The 17,638-nt window shown below is 71.4% G+C and carries 15 protein-coding genes and 1 other RNA gene; 10 read left to right on the forward strand and 6 right to left on the reverse strand.

Annotated elements, in window-relative coordinates; all coding sequences use genetic code 11:
* Nucleotides 1-197: 197 nt before the first annotated feature.
* On the forward strand, nucleotides 198-1,328 hold the full coding sequence (gene prfB / locus GQS09_RS10080) for a peptide chain release factor 2 (protein ID WP_165985666.1): 1,131 nt from the start codon (nucleotides 198-200) through the stop codon (nucleotides 1,326-1,328).
* Between the two features lie 187 nt (nucleotides 1,329-1,515).
* Nucleotides 1,516-2,838: a hypothetical protein gene (locus tag GQS09_RS10085; RefSeq protein WP_165985667.1), complete on the forward strand. Its 1,323-nt coding sequence runs from the start codon at nucleotides 1,516-1,518 to the stop codon at nucleotides 2,836-2,838.
* 122 nt (nucleotides 2,839-2,960) lie between these two features.
* Here GQS09_RS10085 and GQS09_RS10090 read toward each other — a convergent pair whose 3' ends face one another.
* Nucleotides 2,961-3,167 (reverse strand): hypothetical protein, encoded by a 207-nt coding sequence (locus tag GQS09_RS10090; RefSeq protein ID WP_165985668.1) that lies wholly within the window; start codon nucleotides 3,165-3,167, stop codon nucleotides 2,961-2,963.
* 257 nt (nucleotides 3,168-3,424) lie between these two features.
* Here GQS09_RS10090 and ftsE point away from each other — a divergent pair, with 257 nt between their 5' ends.
* From ftsE to GQS09_RS10130, 8 genes are all read left to right on the forward strand, one after another.
* Nucleotides 3,425-4,114, forward strand: coding sequence for a cell division ATP-binding protein FtsE (ftsE, locus tag GQS09_RS10095; protein WP_165985669.1), 690 nt, complete (start codon nucleotides 3,425-3,427; stop codon nucleotides 4,112-4,114).
* 54 nt (nucleotides 4,115-4,168) lie between these two features.
* Nucleotides 4,169-5,083 carry a permease-like cell division protein FtsX gene (gene ftsX / locus GQS09_RS10100; RefSeq protein ID WP_165985670.1) on the forward strand — a complete coding sequence of 305 codons (915 nt, stop codon included), beginning with the start codon at nucleotides 4,169-4,171 and terminating at the stop codon, nucleotides 5,081-5,083.
* A 315-nt stretch (nucleotides 5,084-5,398) separates the two neighbouring features.
* Entirely contained in the window at nucleotides 5,399-6,562 is a 1,164-nt protein-coding gene (locus GQS09_RS10105; RefSeq protein ID WP_313896069.1) for a S41 family peptidase, read from the forward strand.
* Nucleotides 6,563-6,861: 299 nt separating this feature from the next.
* Nucleotides 6,862-10,188: a S8 family serine peptidase gene (locus GQS09_RS10110; protein ID WP_165985672.1), complete on the forward strand. Its 3,327-nt coding sequence runs from the start codon at nucleotides 6,862-6,864 to the stop codon at nucleotides 10,186-10,188.
* A 115-nt stretch (nucleotides 10,189-10,303) separates the two neighbouring features.
* Nucleotides 10,304-10,783, forward strand: a complete 480-nt coding sequence (gene smpB, locus GQS09_RS10115; RefSeq protein WP_165985673.1) for an SsrA-binding protein SmpB — start codon at nucleotides 10,304-10,306, stop codon at nucleotides 10,781-10,783.
* Nucleotides 10,784-10,973: 190 nt separating this feature from the next.
* Nucleotides 10,974-11,344, forward strand: a transfer-messenger RNA (tmRNA) gene (ssrA, locus tag GQS09_RS10120).
* A 186-nt stretch (nucleotides 11,345-11,530) separates the two neighbouring features.
* Nucleotides 11,531-12,226, forward strand: coding sequence for a DUF5753 domain-containing protein (locus GQS09_RS10125; RefSeq protein WP_165985674.1), 696 nt, complete (start codon nucleotides 11,531-11,533; stop codon nucleotides 12,224-12,226).
* 2 nt (nucleotides 12,227-12,228) lie between these two features.
* Nucleotides 12,229-12,402, forward strand: a complete 174-nt coding sequence (locus GQS09_RS10130) for a DUF397 domain-containing protein (RefSeq protein WP_165985675.1) — start codon at nucleotides 12,229-12,231, stop codon at nucleotides 12,400-12,402.
* A 63-nt stretch (nucleotides 12,403-12,465) separates the two neighbouring features.
* Here the strand turns inward: GQS09_RS10130 and GQS09_RS10135 are convergent, their stop codons facing one another.
* From GQS09_RS10135 to GQS09_RS10155, 5 genes are read right to left on the reverse strand one after another with little or no spacing between them, the layout of a single operon-like run.
* Nucleotides 12,466-13,443, reverse strand: coding sequence for an aldo/keto reductase (locus GQS09_RS10135; RefSeq protein ID WP_165985676.1), 978 nt, complete (start codon nucleotides 13,441-13,443; stop codon nucleotides 12,466-12,468).
* Nucleotides 13,440-14,528, reverse strand: coding sequence for an endonuclease/exonuclease/phosphatase family protein (locus tag GQS09_RS10140; protein WP_165985677.1), 1,089 nt, complete (start codon nucleotides 14,526-14,528; stop codon nucleotides 13,440-13,442). Before GQS09_RS10140 ends, GQS09_RS10135 begins: the two co-directional genes overlap by 4 nt.
* Nucleotides 14,525-15,568 (reverse strand): glycosyltransferase family A protein, encoded by a 1,044-nt coding sequence (locus GQS09_RS10145; protein ID WP_165985678.1) that lies wholly within the window; start codon nucleotides 15,566-15,568, stop codon nucleotides 14,525-14,527. Before GQS09_RS10145 ends, GQS09_RS10140 begins: the two co-directional genes overlap by 4 nt.
* On the reverse strand, nucleotides 15,568-16,617 hold the full coding sequence (locus GQS09_RS10150; RefSeq protein ID WP_165985679.1) for a glycosyltransferase family 2 protein: 1,050 nt from the start codon (nucleotides 16,615-16,617) through the stop codon (nucleotides 15,568-15,570). Before GQS09_RS10150 ends, GQS09_RS10145 begins: the two co-directional genes overlap by 1 nt.
* A complete protein-coding gene (locus GQS09_RS10155; RefSeq protein WP_165985680.1) occupies nucleotides 16,614-17,615 on the reverse strand; it encodes a UbiA prenyltransferase family protein in 1,002 nt (333 codons plus the stop codon). Before GQS09_RS10155 ends, GQS09_RS10150 begins: the two co-directional genes overlap by 4 nt.
* Between the last annotated feature and the right edge of the window lie 23 nt (nucleotides 17,616-17,638).

Consider the following 17,638-nt stretch of genomic DNA (forward strand, 5'->3'; position numbering starts at 1 on the left):
CCCGGTGAGCCGCGGGCCGGCTCGGCCCGGCACAGCGCCGCCGTGCGGCGCCGCCGGCTGGCGGTGACGGTGGCAGCCGCCGCGGTGCTCGCGCTGATCCTGCTGCCGGTGCTGTGGGCGGCCCTGGGCTGACCGCGGCCCGCCGCCGGGACCCGGCGCCGGACGGAACGTCCGGGCCAGCCGTTAGGCTGGAGGGCGTGGCAGTCGTCGATGCATCCGAAGAGCTGAAGTCCCTCACCTCCACCATGGAGTCGATCGAGGCCGTCCTGGACCTCGACAGGCTGAGGGCCGACATCGCCGTGCTGGAGGAGCAGGCGGCCTCCCCCACGCTGTGGAACGACCCGGAGAACGCCCAGCAGGTCACCAGCAGGCTCGCCATGCTCCAGGGCCAGCTGCGCAAGACCCAGGAGCTGCGCGGCCGGATCGACGACCTCGGCGTGCTCTTCGAGCTGGCCGAGTCCGAGGGCGACGCCGACACCCTGGCCGAGGCCCGCGCGGAGCTGGAGGCGGTGAAGAAGGACGTCTCCGAGCTGGAGGTGCGGACCCTGCTCTCCGGCGAGTACGACGCCCGCGAGGCCATGGTCTCCATCCGCGCCGAGGCCGGCGGGGTGGACGCGGCGGACTTCGCCGAGCAGCTGCAGCGCATGTACCTGCGCTGGGCGGAGCGCCGCGGCTATCCCTACGAGGTGCTGGACACCTCCTACGCGGAGGAGGCCGGCATCAAGTCGACCACCTTCGCGATCAAGGCGCCGTTCGCCTACGGCACCCTGTCGGTGGAGCAGGGCACGCACCGGCTGGTGCGCATCTCGCCCTTCGACAACCAGGGCCGCCGCCAGACGTCCTTCGCGGGCGTCGAGGTGCTGCCGGTGGTGGAGCAGACGGACCACATCGAGATCCCGGAGAACGAGATCCGCATCGACGTCTTCCGCTCCTCCGGCCCCGGCGGCCAGTCGGTCAACACCACGGACTCGGCGGTGCGCATCACCCACGTGCCGACCGGCATCGTCGTCTCCTGCCAGAACGAGAAGTCGCAGATCCAGAACCGCGCCGCGGCGATGCGTGTGCTCCAGGCCCGCCTGCTGGCCCGGCGGCGCGAAGAAGAGCAGGCGAAGATGAACGCGCTCAAGAGCGACAGCGGCAACTCCTGGGGCAGTCAGATGCGTTCCTATGTCCTTCACCCGTATCAAATGGTGAAGGACCTGCGGACGGAATATGAAGTCGGTAACCCGCAGTCCGTACTCGACGGCGACATCGACGACTTCCTGGAGGCCGGAATCCGCTGGCGCAAGCAGCAGGAGAAGCAGGCCGCGGAGCGATTCCCCCGGTGACAAAGCCGACTTGACGCAGATAGAGGGAACGGGAAAGCTGTTCGGGCGGCATGTCCGTGTGCCGAGTGGCGTGACATGGGGGGCTTGTGAGACATCGCTCGTGTCCCAGCATCTCCGCCGCTGACACGGCTGTCCCGATGACGCGTCATTGACGAACAACTACATCACTACAGGGGGTAGTTACTTCATGGCCAGTTCCAGGATGCGGGCCAATCTGGCCCGTGTCACGGCTGCGGCCGTCTTCGCCGCCGGGGCCTCTCTCGCCGTGGCCGGCGTGGCCCAGGCGGACTCCCACGAGGGTTCGGAACCGTGCAACCCCGCCATTGACGACGACTGCGAGGTCGAGGTCGTCACCGGTGGCATCAGCATCGGGGGTTCGGACCAGGGTTCGGACCAGGGCAGTGACCAGGGCTCGGACCAGGGCAGTGACCAGGGCTCGGACCAGGGCAGCGACCAGGGCTCGGACCAGGGCAGCGACCAGGGTTCCGACCAGGGCAGCGACCAGGGCTCGGACCAGGGCAGCGACCAGGGCTCGGACCAGGGCAGCGACCAGGGCTCGGACCAGGGCAGCGACCAGGGCTCGGACCAGGGCAGCGACCAGGGCTCGGACCAGGGCAGCGACCAGGGCTCGGACCAGGGCAGCGACCAGGGCTCGGACCAGGGCAGCGACCAGGGCTCGGACCAGGGCAGCGACCAGGGCTCGGACCAGGGCAGCGACCAGGGCTCGGACCAGGGCAGCGACCAGGGCTCGGACCAGGGCAGCGACCAGGGCTCGGACCAGGGCAGCGACCAGGGCTCGGACCAGGGCAGCGACCAGGGCTCGGACCAGGGCAGCGACCAGGGCTCGGACCAGGGCAGCGACCAGGGCTCGGACCAGGGCAGCGACCAGGGCTCGGACCAGGGCAGCGACCAGGGCTCGGACCAGGGCAGCGACCAGGGCTCGGACCAGGGCAGCGACCAGGGCTCGGACCAGGGCAGCGACCAGGGCTCGGACCAGGGCAGCGACCAGGGCTCGGACCAGGGCAGCGACCAGGGCTCGGACCAGGGCAGCGACCAGGGCTCGGACCAGGGCAGCGACCAGGGCTCGGACCAGGGCAGCGACCAGGGCTCGGATCAGGGTTCCGACCAGGGCTCGGACCAGGGCAGCGACCAGGGTGGCGCCAACGCCGGCCCCGTGGGGGTCAGCGGCAACGGCGGCGGTTCGTCGACCACCACCTCCGGCGGCGGTTCGTCGACCACCACGACCACATCCGGCGGCAGCTCCAGCAGCCCGCACAGCGCGGGTGCCACCGAGGGCGTCGGGGTTCCCGAGGCGGACGAGGACCTCACCCCGGTGGTTCCGGACCAGAACAGCAGCAGCGGCGACGACGACGAGAAGGGCGAGCTCGCCGACACCGGTTCCTCCGGTGGCGAGATGCTGCTCCTGATCGGCGCCGCCACCATGGTCGCCGGCGGTGTCGGCTTCCGTTACCTGCCCCGGATCATGGACCGGGGTGCGGCAGCCGCCTGACGCTCGGCGCGTGGTGCACGTCACATGTCATGCCCTCGTGTGATGCGCACAGCAGACGGTCCCGGGAGCACTCGCTCCCGGGACCGTCGCACGTCGCGCCCGCCCCCCGGCACCGCCCGCTCTCAGGCCGGGCGGGCCACCAGGAAGACGATCGCGGCCAGCATCAGCAGCACGGCGGCCAGTGCCGCCGGGCTGATCAGCGCCGCCAGCGGCCAGCGCTGCTCGCGCAGCCTCGCCAGCTGCGCCCGGCACACCGCGCATCCGCCCTCGCGCACCCGGCCCGCGCAGTTCGCGCAGACCAGCCAGTCCGCGGCCCAGTCGGCAGTCATGCTGTCGATCGTCTCCTCTCCGTCCCCCGCCCCGCTCGTCTCTCCACTGTGCCAGGCTTCGACCGCGTAGGCACCCCCGTGCCCGGAGCGTACGGGAATGCCCTGCCCTGCCCCTGCTCGCGCCGCAAAACGGGCCAAAGGGGACGGTCCCGGACGCTGCCTGCGCCCGGTCGGCCGGTTCGCGTATGGTCGGCGCAACGAGGGTGAGCCGCCCAGGGGGCTTCGCCCCACTTACCCAGTCTCGGCCAGGTGCAATCGTGATCCGATTCGACAGCGTCTCCAAGGTCTACCCGCGGACGAACGCGCCCGCGCTCCGCGAGGTCTCGCTGGAGATCGAGCGCGGGGAGTTCGTGTTCCTCGTCGGTTCCTCCGGCTCCGGCAAGTCCACCTTCCTCCGCCTCATCCTGCGCGAGGAGAGATGCACCCACGGCACCGTCCATGTGCTGGGCAAGGACCTGGGCCAGCTCTCCAACTGGAAGGTGCCGCAGGTGCGCCGCCAGCTGGGCTGCGTCTTCCAGGACTTCCGGCTGCTGCCCAACAAGACGGTCGCCGAGAACGTCGCCTTCGCCATGGAGGTGATCCGCCGGCCGCGCGCCGAGATCCGCAAGCGGGTGCCCTGGGTGCTGGACCTGGTCGGCCTCGGCGGCAAGGAGGACCGCATGCCCGGTGAGCTCTCCGGCGGTGAGCAGCAGCGGGTGGCGGTGGCCCGGGCCTTTGTCAACCAGCCCAAGCTGCTCATCGCGGACGAGCCCACGGGCAACCTCGACCCGCAGACGTCGGTCGGCATCATGAAGCTGCTGGACCGGATCAACCGCACCGGCACCACGGTGGTCATGGCCACCCACGACGCCCAGATCGTGGACCAGATGCGCAAGCGGGTCATCGAGCTGGAGAAGGGCCGCCTGGTGCGCGACCAGCACCGCGGCGTCTACGGCTACCAGAACTGATTGCCGGGGAAGCCACCGAAGCCACCGAGTTCACGAAAAGCGGGAACCCACGCCATGCGCGCCAATTTCGTCCTCTCGGAGATCGGGGTCGGTCTCCGTCGCAATATCACGATGACCTTTGCGGTCATCGTGTCCGTCGCCCTGTCGCTGTCCCTGCTGGGCGGCTCGCTGCTGGCCCGGGAACAGGTCAGCAGCATGAAGGACTTCTGGTACGACAAGGTCCAGGTCTCCATCTTCCTCTGCAACAAGAACGACGCCGAGAGCGGCGACCCGGCATGCGCCAAGGGCGCGGTCACCGAGGAGCAGAAGGACGAGATCGAGGCGGATCTCAACAAGTTCGACATCGTCGACGAGGTCTACTTCGAGACCGCCGACGAGGCCTACGAGCACTACCAGGAGCAGCAGAAGGACTCCCCGATCGCGGCCGTGGTCACCCCGGACCAGATGCAGGAGTCGTTCCGGGTCAAGCTGCACGACCCGGAGAAGTACGAGGTGGTCTCCACGGCCTTCGCCGGCCGGGAGGGCGTGCACTCGGTGCAGGACCAGCGGGCCCTGCTGGAGAATCTCTTCCAGTTGTTGAACGGCGTGAACATCGCGGCCCTGGCGCTGATGGCGCTGATGCTGGTGGTGGCGCTGCTGCTGATCGTCAACACCGTCCGGGTGTCGGCCTTCAGCCGCCGCCGGGAGACCGGCATCATGCGGCTGGTCGGCGCCTCCAGCTTCTACATCCAGACGCCGTTCATCATGGAGGCGGCGCTGGCCGGTCTGCTGGGCGCGCTGCTGGCCTGCGTCCTGCTGGTCGGCGGCAAATACTTCCTGATCGACAACTTCCTGGACACCCGGATCGCGGTGATCGATTTCGTGGGCTGGGACGCGGTGGTCTCCGTGCTGCCGTTCCTGCTGGTGGTCGGCGCACTGATGCCCGGGATCGCGGCACTCTTCGCACTCCGCAAGTACCTCAAGGTCTGATCCGCCTGCCGTCCCGCCCCCGCCTGCCGCGCTGCCGCCGGTCTGCCGCCCGCCGCGGCAGGCCGGGAGGGCCTCCGCACCGGCTCGCGGTAACTGCCCGAAGGCGCGGGCACGGTGCTGTGAACGATCCGATCCCGTTCCGTCAAGTATCCGAAGATCTGATTCGCTTGTGATAAATCCCCCGGACATGGGACGGCCATCCGCCGATGCGCACCGCGTAACTGCCCTACACTCCGCAGCATGTCAAGGACTCCGTCGAGGAAGCCTCCCAGACCCCGACCACCGCGGCGCCGGTCGACCCGGGGCGGCTCGGCGGTGGTGTGCGTCTTCCTCGCCGCCCTGACCGCGGGCACGGCCACCGGCTCGTGGCAGGCCGAGGGCACCCCCTGGCTCGCCTCCCCGGCCGGCAGTTCCGGGCCCGGGACCGGTGGCGGCAACGAGGACGGACCCGGCCAGGAGGACGACGGCCGGCTCAGCGGGGACCCGGCGGCCGCCATCGCGGACGGTGAGCCCCCGGACGGGGACGCGGCCCTGCTGGTGAGCCGGAGCGGCGACCGCTGGGCGGCCGCGTACACCGCCGAGGAATTCGAGGAGCTCCAGCTCTCCCTGGAGGGCGGCTATGTGGGCACCGGGATAGCGCTGCACCGCACCCCGCAGGGCGCCATCGAGATCAGCCGGGTGCGCAGCGGCAGCCCGGCGGCCCGGGCGGGCGTACGGGCCGGGGACGAACTGCTGCGCATCGACGGCGAGCCGGTCGACGGCGTGCCGGTCACCGAGGCGGTGGGCCGGCTGCGCGGCAGCGACCGGCCCGGCGGTGCCGAGGCCGGCTCCACGGTCCGGGTCGCGCTGCAGCGTGACGGCGAGGAGTGGGAGACCGAACTGCAGCGCGCGGTGCTGTCCACCGAGCCGGTGACCGTGGACCGCGCCGCGGAGGGGACGACCCTGATCCGGCTGGACGCCTTCACCGAGGGCTCGGCCGATCTGGTGCGCGCCGCGGTGGAGAACGCCCCGCCGGACGACAGCCTGCTGCTGGACCTGCGCGGCAACTCCGGCGGGCTGGTCACCGAGGCCGCGGCGGTGGCCTCGGTCTTCCTGGACGGCGGCCTGGTCGCCACCTATGACGTCTACGGCGAGCAGCAGGCGCTGTACGCCGAGCCGGGCGGGCACGCCACGCGCCCCCTCGTGGTGCTGGTGGACGCCGGCACCATGAGCTCCGCCGAGCTGCTCACCGGCGCGCTCCAGGACCGCAACCGGGCGGTCGTGGTGGGGCGGCCCACGTTCGGCAAGGGCACCGTGCAGATGCCCATAGAGCAGCCGGACGGCTCGGTCGCCGAGCTGACCGTGGGGCACTACGCCACGCCGTCGGGCACGGTGGTCCGGGAGGGCGAGGGCATCGTCCCGGATGTGGTGGTGCAGGTCGGCGAGGACACCGTGCAGCGCGGCCGGGACGTCCTGGACGCCCTCGGCTCCGGCGGGTAGCCCTTCCGGCCGCGGGCCGGACCATCAGCCATGTGACCGAAACCCGGCCAACATAAGCGGCTTTGCCCGCCCTTTGTGCTCGCCCCGGCCCGCCCTTCCTACTGTCCCTTCCGCATCGTCCGACGAGACCTTCGGAAGGGAACAAGGTGCTGAGCACATTGCGGAACAGGCGAACGAGGGGCGCTGCCGTTGCGGCGGCGGCCGGGACGGTCCTGGCCCTGTCGGCCGGTCCGATCGCCCCGCCCTCGGCCTCGGCGGCGGGAGACCCGCCCCTGCCGCACGACGGCGGGACACACCGGGTGACGCTGATCACGGGGGATCAGGTGACCGTCGGAGCCGGGGGGCAGGTGGCGGGAATCGAGCCCGCGCCCGGCCGGGAGAACATGCCGTTCTCGATCCGGAGCGGCGAGGGGAGCACCTTCGTGGTGCCGCTCGACGCCCGGGAGCCGATAAGCCGGGGCATCGTGGACGCCCGGCTGTTCGATGTCACCGAGCTGAGCCGGCCCGAGTACGCGGCGCACGCCGGTGACGGTGTACCGGTGATCGTGCTGTACGAGGAGGCGCCGTCACGGGCGGAGACCGGGCTGTTCGCCGCCGCCGGGCCCGAGGTGCGGGCCGAGCTGGAGAGCGTGGCCGGCCGGGCCCTGACCCTGGACGCCGGTCAGGCGGCACAGACCTGGGAACAACTGACCGGTGCGGAACCGGCCGGTGCCGCGGCCCGGAGCCTGGCGGCCGGGGTGTCGGCCGTCGTGCTCGACGGCCTGGTGCAGGCCGATCTCGACACCAGCGTGCCGCAGATCGGCACACCGGCCGCCTGGGAGGCCGGCCTGGACGGCACGGGCGTGCGGATCGCCGTGCTGGACACCGGCATCGACACCGGCCATCCCGACCTGGCCGGCGGGCGGGTGATCGCGGAACGGAACTTCAGCGGCAGCCCCGACGCACGGGACCGGTCCGGCCACGGCACCCATGTGGCGTCCACGGCCGCCGGAACCGGCGCCAAGTCCGGTGGCCGCTACACCGGTGTGGCCCCGGGCGCGGAACTGATCAGCGCGAAGGTCCTGGGCGATGACGGCTGGGGACAGATCTCGGCCATCGTCGACGGCATGGAGTGGGCGGTCGGACAGGGCGCCGACATCGTCAACCTGAGCCTGGGTTGGTACGACACCCCCGGTATCGACCCGCTGGAGGAGGCGGTCAACCGGCTGTCGGAGACCAGCGACGCACTCTTCGTCGCAGCCGCCGGGAACAGCGACACCGGCCTCCTCGGCTCACCGGCCAGCGCCGACGCCGCGCTGGCGGTCGGTGCGGTGGACTCCGCCGACGCCCTGGCCGGGTTCTCCGGCCACGGCGGGAGCGAGAGCGGCGCCGTGAAGCCGGACCTGACCGCGCCGGGGGTCGGCATCGGGGCGGCGGCTGCCGAGGGCAGCGTGGCCGAGCAGGAGGGCACGCCGGTCATGGACGGTTACACGGCGATCTCCGGCACCTCGATGGCGGCTCCGCACGTGGCGGGCGCGGCGGCGCTGCTCAAGCAGCAGCATCCGGACTGGACGGGGGAGCGGCTGAAGGCGGCGCTGGTCGCGTCGGCCACCGGCCTTTCCGACGACAGCGGCGTCCTGGCCCACGGAACCGGCCGCGTCGATCTGAGCCGTGCGGTCGGCCAGACGGTGATCGTGGAGGAGACGTCGCTGGTCTTCGGTACCGCGCTGTGGCCGCATCCGGAGCAGGAGGAGGTCAGCCGGACACTCACCTACCGCAATCTGGGCGAGGAGGACGTCACCCTCGACCTGTCCGTCCTCGGCCAGGGCCCGGAGGGCCTTCCGGAGCCCGAGGGCATGTTCTCCCTCAGCGCGGACCGGATCACCGTTCCGGCAGGCGGCACGACCGAGGTGCAGGCGGTCGTGACGCCGTGGCATGGGCGCGAGAACCCCGGTGACTACGGTCTGCTGGTCACGGCCGCCGGGGACGGCCAGACCGTCCGTACCGCCGGCCGGATCACCGTGGAGGGCGAGACCTACGAGTACACGGTGCAGGTTCTGGACCGTGAGGGCGATCCGGTGACCGGGAACGTCGTGGTCGAAGGGTTCCGGTTCCCCGACACCGACGCCGACGCCGACGCCGACGCCGGCACCGGTCCGTCCGCCGCGGGCGGCACCTCCGGGACGCTGCCGGCCGCGTGGGGGACCGCCGTGTCCGGCGGCCCGGCCGCCGCGGGCGGGGGCGGGGGCTCCGGCGGGGGCTCCGCAGGAGGTCAGGAAGCCCTCACCTTCCGGGTGCCGGCGGGCCGGTATTCCGTCGAAGTCCTGGCCTATGAGCCCGAGGAGAGCACCGGTGGCATGAGGCGTGCCGATGCCATGGTGCTGCCGCTGGTGGAGATCACCGAGGACACCGGTTCCGTCTTCGACGCCCGGCAGGCCGAACCCCTCGGCCCCACGCTGTTCGACGAGAACGCCGGGCTGGAGCAGCTGTATCTGCACACCGTCCGGCCGGACGGCACCGTCGGCACCTTCTTCACCCCCGGCCCGCTGTCCGAAGGGCTGCACAGCCTGCACGTCGGGCCGGCCGTGCCGGACGCGGCAGCCGCGGTGAGCGCCTTCTGGCGCAACGGCGACACCCTGTACCAGCGGGTCTTCCACCAGCGGGGCGGCTTCTTCACCGGCCTGGCCGAGCACGTCACGGCCGAGGATCTGGCACAGGTCTCCTTCACGCTGGCCTCGGCGGTCCCCGGCGCCGCGGGAGGGCTTTCCGTGAGTGCCCTTCTGGCGTCGGCGGAATCCGCCTGGCCGGAATACCTCAGCTCGTGGCTCTCCCCGCCGATGGACCTGCCGACGACCACGACCTGGTACCTGGGCGGGGGTCCGGACATCCTGTGGGGCGCGATGCTGTTCCAAGGACACATGGCCGACGGAGAGCTGGTGCTCGACGGCCACTTCTACTCGGCGCCGCCGCGGACCTTCGAGGAGGGCGGCACCTTTGAGCTGACCTTCGGGAACGGTGTCTTCGGGCCCGGAGCCCCCTCCGCCACCGACGGTGTGTGGCGGTACGGGGACACTCTGTACGCCCACCTGTATCCCCTGGCGGACGGGGCCGGGAACACCGAGCAGAGCCTCGCCTACGAGGGGACGGCCGCGCTCTACCGTGGCGGGGAGGAGATCTGGGCGTCCGCCGAGCCTCTGCACGATCTGGATTTCGGTCCGCTGCCCGAGGGCGAAGCCCGGTACGAGCTGCGGTCGGTGGTCCGTCCGGACCTGCCGGTGAGCACGGAGGTCAGCACGTCCTACTTCTTCACCTCCGCCCACGTGCCGGGTGACGAGGGGCGGGAGATCCCCGTGTCGGTGGTCCGCTTCAGCCCGGAGCTGGCGCTGGACTCCACCGCGCCGGCCCACCGCAAGCTGCGGGTGCCGGTGACCGTGCACGGCGCCGCGGCCGGCGGGAACCTGGGGTCGCTGCGGGTCGAGGTGTCCTACGACGGCGGTGACACCTGGCAGGAGGCTGCGGTGCACCGGGGCCGGATTCTGGTGGACGGGCCGGCGCCGGGCGGGAGCGTCTCCTTCCGCAGCAAGGTGTCCGACACCGAGGGCAACCGCACCACCCAGACCATCATCGACGCCTACCGCACCCGGTAGCCCCACCCCCGGTTCCGGGCCCCGACGGCCGCCGCCGTCCGGCCCGGAACCGGGGCCGGCCGGGGCGTGAAATTGCGGCGAGCCGTCCCGCCGATCGCCGTAGGATGGCCGTGTCATGGCTAAAGAGACGGGTCGCAAGCTGATCGCGCAGCACAAGAAGGCGCGGCACGACTACCACATCCTCGACACCTACGAGTGCGGTCTGGTGCTGACCGGCACCGAGGTGAAGTCGCTGCGCCAGGGCCGCGCCTCCCTGGTGGACGGCTTCGCGCAGATCGTCGACGGGGAGGCGTGGCTGTACAACGTGCACATCCCCGAATACGCACAGGGGACGTGGACGAACCACAGCGCGCGCCGCAAGCGCAAACTGCTGATGCACCGGTCGGAGATCGACAAGCTGACCGGCAAGCTCCAGGAGACCGGCCTGACCCTGGTCCCGCTGTCCCTGTACTTCAAGGAGGGCCGGGCCAAGGTCGAGATCGGCCTCGCCCGGGGCAAGAAGGAGTACGACAAGCGGCAGGCGCTGCGGGAGCGGCAGGACCGCCGGGAGGCGGAGCGCGCGGTGTCCGCCGCCCGCCGCCGCCAGCGCCGCTGACCGTGCCTCGTCGGCGCCGGAATACCCCTGCCCGGTATGCGGTTGTACGGGGTGTCCGCCCGCTGGCCGGGTGCCGGAATACTCCGGCGCGGAAATCGGTTGGAACAGGAGCGGCCCGGTCCCGTATCATGGGCTGCACAGTGCGCCACCACCCCGCCTCGCGGCGGAGCGGCGGTTGTCAACTCAACATGGGGATGATCGGTTTCGACAGCGGATGTCGGACCAGGGGAAGCGAGCCGAGGAACGCGGCAATGATCTCGTTAACCATGTGCCGCAAAAAAATAATCGCCAACCAGAAGCGCGATTCCTTCACCCTCGCTGCCTGAGCAGCGACAGTGAAGTGTCAGCCCGGGAGTGTTCCCGACCCGGTGTCTGGCATCATTCAGGGAACTCAACCGTTGCTCCCGGTCACGGGGGGCAGCGGGAAATCTCACAGTGACTGAGCCCGTCGGAGACTTGTCCGCGTGATCTCCGGGGCCGAGAAAAGCGCAGCGGACTGCGCTCGGAGAAGCCCTGTCCCGGGTCCGTTGGACGCGGGTTCGATTCCCGCCATCTCCACACTTCATCGAAGGCCCCCTCGGCCGCGTCCGCGCCGCCGAGGGGGCCTTTACCATGCCGGGCTGCGGTGGGTCCAGCCGAGGGCTTTGGCATATGCCAGATGTCGGGATCTCACCGTAATCACTCTCGCACTGTCGGTAGTCTGCCCCGTGTGGTGCAGGTCACGCGAGGGCAGTGAGGTGCGGAGTCATGGAGAAGACCGTTGACCAGCTGATCAGGGAGCTGCGGGCCCGTGAGCAGTTCGGAGCCGGGCGGGTCGAGCAGCTGGGTTACGGGGCGACGAATCTGGACCGCCTGGCGGCGATGGACGCCCACGCGGTGGTCATCCGCTCCTTCAACCTCCAGGCCGTCCCCGGCCTGCTCCAGACCCCCGCCTACTCGGAGGAGATCATCCGCGCCAGCCTGCCGAGGCTCCCCAGGGCCGAGGTGAGGCGACGCATGCTGCTGAAGTCGGGCCGTTCGCAGATGTTCCTTGAGCGGGCACGTACCCGTACCGGCCCCAAGGCACTCTTCGTCATCGGCGAACAGGCGCTCTACCAGTCGTTCGCCAGTGTGGACGTGCACCGGGCGCAGCTGCGCCACTTGCTGCACGTGATGTCCACCGCCTTTCCGTGGACCCGGGTGCAGGTTCTTCCGCGCCGGGTCGTTCCCGCCGGGCTGCTGTCGCACCTGGTGCTCTGGTCGTTCGACGAGGCGCCCGAAGAACTGACCGAGGCCACCCCCTCGTACAGGCGCGTGGCATATGTGGAGACGGGTCTCGGCGGCTGGTACTCAACGCGTAGCGATGATCTTTCCCGGGGCCATGGCCTCTTCGCGGATATCGTTGCGTCGTCTCTGGGGGAGTACGAAAGCAGGCAGGCGATCCGCACCGCGTTGGGAGATTGACCATGTTCGAAGGCGCACCGTTCCGGACGAGCAGCCACAGCACGGATGACTGCGTCGCCGTGGCGAGGGCTCCGCACCTGGTCGGAGTGGCCGACACCAAGACCGGAAGGGCCGACGTGATAGCTGTCCGTCCCGATGCCTGGTCGGCGTTCGTGACAGCTGTCGCCCACCGCTGAGCACAGCCGGGCGAGGCCCCCGGCCGGGGCGCGTGTCCTGGCCGGGGGCCTCGCTGTGCCGGGTCAGGGGCGCAGGACGGATTCGATCTGGCGGAACTCGTCCTCGCTCAGCGGGCCGGCGGCCAGCGCGCCCAGGTTCTCCTCGGCCTGGGCGACGGTGCGGCAGCCGGGGATGGGGATCATGGCGGGGCTGCGGGCCAGCAGCCAGGCCAGGGCGCCCTGGGCCAGGGTGCGGCCGCCGGAGGTGAGGACGTCACGGACGGCGTCGATCCTGGCGATCCACTCCGGGTCGCCGGTGCCGTTGGTGAAGTAGGTCATCCAGTCGTAGTCCATGGCGCGCACATCACGCTCGCCGACGGTGCGGCCGGCGTGGTACTTGCCGGAGAGCAGGCCCATGGCCAGCGGGCCGCGGGCGATGCTGGCCTGGTCCAGCGCCTCGCAGACGGCGAGCACATCGGCGGCGTCGTTCAGCACCGAGTGGTCGTGCTGGATGGCGGTGCAGCCCGCGCCGGCCTTGGCGAAGGCCTCGGCCCGCCCGGGGTCGTCGGTGCTCCAGCCGTAGGAGCGGATCTTGCCCGCGGTGACCAGCTCGTCCAGCACCGGGATCAGGTCGAGGGCGACCGGGATCTCCGCGCCGCCGAGGTGGAACTGGAACAGGTCGATGCAGTCGGTGCCCAGGCGGCGCAGGCTGTCGTCCAGGCTGGAGCGCAGGTACGCGGCGCTCGCGTCCTCCGGCCCGGCCTCGCGGGTGGCCTCGTCCGAGGTGTAGCCCCACTTGGTGGCGAGCACCACCTCGTCGCGGTGGCCGGCGAAGGCCCGGCCGAGGATCTTCTCGCTGTGGCCCGCGCCGTAGTTGCTGGCGGTGTCGAAGAAGGTGGCGCCCAGTTCGTGGGCCCGGCGGAGGGTGGCGATCGACTCGTCATCGTCGGCCGGGCCGTAGCCGAACTGGTCCGAGCCGGCCTGGAGCGGGCCGCCGATGGCCCAGCAGCCGACACCGATCGCGCCGACCTCGATGCCGCTGCGGCCGAGTATGCGTGTCATGTGTGATGTTTCCCTTCCGTGGTGATCCAGAGTTCCTGCGCGCTGTGGTCCGACAGGCCCCGGCTGCCGGAGAACCGGTAGCGGTGGAGCCGGATGCCGGGGTCGTGGTGGGTGAAGTCGAGCCGCCACAGGGCCAGCCGGCGTGCGTCCCAGGAGACGGGGTAGGGCCCGCCGTCGGTGAGCCGGCCGCGGACCAGCAGGTCGTCGAGGTGGGAGAGTTCCCCCATCGCGGGTGTGGTGTTGAGGTCGCCGGCGACCAGCCGGGGCAGGGGGTTGCAGGTCAGGTCGTGGGTGAGCGCGGTCCACGCGGTGGTGCGGCGCTCCGCCTGGCGCCGCACCGCCTTCAGGAAGGCGGGCGTGAACACCCCGGAGGAGAAGTCGAGCTGGACCGGGATGTGGGTGTTGTACAGGGAGACGGTCCCCTCCCCGAGGCGGACGTCCGTGCGGAGCGTCTTGGTGCTCCAGAAGGCGGGGAAGTCCGAGCCGGGCGGCACCGAGTCGTGGCCGGGCGGGTCGGCCAGGGCGCGGCTGTCCGTCACCGGCAGCCGCGACAGGGTCAGCAGCTCCCCGGCGCTCGTGATCCGGTAGCCGGGGAAGTGGCGGCGCAGGCCGGCGGTGTCGTCGACCGGCACGGGCGTGTCCGTGCCGTGGTGCCAGTTCAGGTATTCCTGCAGCAGGTAGACATCGGCGTCGAAGGAGCGCAGGTAGGAGTAGAACTCCTCCGGGTCCTCGTCCTGGTGCCAGTAGTGCGTGTTCCACACCACGATGTGCACCGCGCCGGGCGGCACGCGCCCCGGGCCGCGGCCCCAGCCGCCGAGGTCGAGCCCGGACTGCCCCGCCCCCAGCGCGAAGGCCGTCACGCAGGCGGCGACGGGCAGCCACCGCCGCGGGGCGCGCGGCGGCGCCGGGACGGCGAACGCGGCCGGCACCACCAGCACCAGCGGGACCACCGCCAGCAGCACCGGCGGAGCCAGGTCCAGGAGCAGCACCGGCCACCACCGCCCGGTCAGGGCGGTGTGCACCACCACGTAGGCCAGCCAGACGAAGGCCAGGACGGCGGCGGTCCGGGCCAGGCGCCGTCTCATCGGGCGGGCTCGGGCACGGCCGGTCCGTAGAGGCGGCGGAAGGCGGGGGAGCACAGCCAGTGCACGGCTCCGGCCACCACTCCGGCGGCGATGGCCACGTTCACCAGCCAGTGCACGGCGGTGAAGTAGCCGGTGAAAAGCAGTCCGCGCCGCCTGGCGACGAAGCGGTACATGCCCGCGTCGGCGGCCAGCGAGACCACCAGCGCCAGGGCGGCGGCGATCAGCCCGTACCAGCCGAGCAGGGCCGCCGAGGGCAGCAGGGCGAGCGAGGCCAGCGCGGCGAGGCTGCCGCCCGCCCGGGAGGAGGTCTCGAAGCCGCGGGCGAACTTCCGGCGCTCCGCGTAGAGCGGCACCCGGGCGTGTCCGCGCCGGAACAGTTTGCGCAGCAGCGGCACCAGTTCGGCGTCGTGGTCGTGGCGGGAGCGGATCTCGGGGGAGAGCAGCAGCGGGTGGCGCTGCGTCAGGCGGTGTCCGTAGTCCACCTCCTCGGTGTTGCGCAGCCGCTCGTTGAAGGGCCCGATCTCCTCCAGCACGGTGCGGCGGATGGCACAGGAGGCGGGGAAGAGGAACGAGATGTGCCCGGCCGAGCTCACCGACCAGTAGTGGTACTGCAGCCCGCGGTACTCCTCGACCAGGCTGTCGCGGATCAGCGGCTCCGGGTCGTGGATGCCGCACACGGCCCCCGTTTCGGGGTTCTCCCTCAGCAGGCGGACGGCGGTGGCCACGGCGTCCGGCGCCAGGGCGACATCGGAGTCCACGAAGAAGCAGATCTCTCCGGCGGACTCGGCGATGCCCAGGTTGCGGGCGCCGGCCACGCCGAGGTTGCGCGGGGTGCGGACCACGGTGACGCCGAGCGAGCGGGCGATCTCGACGGAGTTGTCGGTGCTGCCGTCGTCGACCATGAGCAGCTCGATGTGCGGATAGGTCTGCTCCTGGATGGCGCGCAGGCACAGCTCCAGCGAGGCCGCGTAGTTGTAGTTCGGCACGATCACCGAGACCAGCGGCTGCTCCGCGGCCCCGTCCGTCAGCGGTCCGGGCATCAGGCGCTCCTCGCGGTCGTGGCCGCCGGGAGGGGGCGGTCATAGGTGTGCCGGAAGCGCGCCGACAGCAGCCACTGCGCCAGTCCGGCGAAGACGGCGAGCGCCACCGTGACGTTCACCAGGAACCACACCGCGGTGAAGTAGAGCCAGAACCACAGGCCCTTGCGGCGCAGCACCATGCCGTACATGCGGGCATCGCAGACGACGGAGAGAACCAGCAGGACGGCGGGCAGCAGCAGGACCAGGGGCCCGGCCAGGGCGGCGAGCGGGGCGGTCAGCACGGCCCCCAGCGCGGCGAGCGTCGCCCAGCCGCGCAGCCCGTTGGAGGGCCCGCCGGAGAAGTCCGGGCGGCGCAGGTAGAGCGGCATGTGCAGGCGGGCCCGGTGGAACATCTTGCTGATCAGCACCCGAAGGGTGTCGTCGTGGTCGTGGCGGCCGTGCACCGACCCGGTGAGCACGATGCGGTACCGGGCGGACAGCCGGTGGCCGTAGTCGGCGTTCTCGCTGTGGCGCAGCGCCGGGTCGAAGCCGCCGATCTCGTCCCAGACGTCCCGGCGCACCGCGAACAGCGCGGTGTACACGGTCGAGATGTCGCCCTGGCCGCCGTGGATCCAGGCGTAGAGCTGGAGGCTGCGCACCTCCTCGACCAGGCTGTCGCGGATCAGCGGCTCGGCGTCGTAGGTGCCGCAGACCCCGCCGACCGCCGGGTCGCCGGAGAGCAGCGCGGCGGCGTTGGCGACCGCGTCCGGCGCCAGCGCGACATCGGAGTCGAGGAAGAACAGCACGCTGCCGCGGGCGCGCTCGGCGCCCAGGTTGCGGGCCGCGGGGGCGCCGATGTTGGTGGGGGTGACGGTGACCTCCGCGCCGTACTCGCGGGCGATCTCGGCCGAGTTGTCGGTGCTGCGGTCGTCGACCACGATCAGCTCGATGTTCGGGTGGGTCTGGGCCCGCACCGATTCCAGGCACAGGCGCAGGGTCCGCGCATAGTTGTAGTTGGGGATGATCACCGAGACCAGGGGCGTCCCGGCGGGGTCGGGTGTCGTCGTCATGGCAGGATCCGTGCTGTCGAGTCGGGCAGGGACGGGTCGGTGGCGAGCAGCGTCACCAACAGGTGGGTGAGCGCGAACGCGGCCATGCACAGGAGCAGCGGCCGGTCTCTGAGCAGCACCCGGACCGGATCGGCCCCGCCGCGCTCGACGACGAGCACCTGGAGGTAGCGGAAGAGGCCGAACAGCATGAACGGGGCGTAGATCAGCAGCGCCTGCTCGGAGAAGCCCCCCAGCGGCGCGTCGCGCGTGAGGTAGAGCAGCGTGGCGACCATCGTGACCACCATGCAGATGACGATCATCTGGTCGATGAGCTGCACGGTGTAGCCGCGCAGCGCGGGCCGGCCGGCGGGCCCGTTGACGACCAGTTCGTGCCGGCGTTTGCCCAGGATCAGCACCAGGCAGACGGCGAGCACGGCGGTCATCAGCCACTGCGAGGCGGAGGTTTCCACGGCGAGATGGCCGGCGACCAGCCGGAGCTGGAAGCCGATCGACACGATGAAGGCGTCGACCAGCGGCACGTGTTTCAGCCCGGTGCTGTAGGCCAGGTTCAGCGCGAGGTAGGCCACGACCGGCCACCACTGGGTGAGCGGGCAGAGCGCGACCAGTGCCGCGAGCGCGGCGAGGCAGGTGACGAGCAGGGCCGTCGCCGCCCCCACGCCGACCCGCCCGGAGGCGATCGGGCGGTTCCGCTTGACCGGGTGCCGCCGGTCGCTCTCGCGGTCCGCCAGATCGTTGGCGATGTAGACCGCCGCCGACGCCAGCACGAAGACGGCCGTCATCCAGACCAGGCGCCCGGCCTCCGGCAGCGTCCACGCCTGGGTGGCGAGGGCGACCAGCGCCATGCTGTAGACGTTCTTGGCCCACTGGCCGGGGCGTAACAGCGCGAAGAGGTCGGGCAGCCGCGGGCGGCTGCGCGGGCGGGGGCCGGACCGGCCGGGGGCCGGCAGCGGTGGTGCGGGGGGACCGGGGGAGTTGCCGACGATCGGTTTGGATGTCACGACGAGCCTCCGCAGAAAGGAGC

The organism is Streptomyces sp. YIM 98790 (genome assembly GCF_011421595.1).
In the GTDB taxonomy this organism is placed as follows: Bacteria; Actinomycetota; Actinomycetes; order Streptomycetales; family Streptomycetaceae; genus Streptomyces.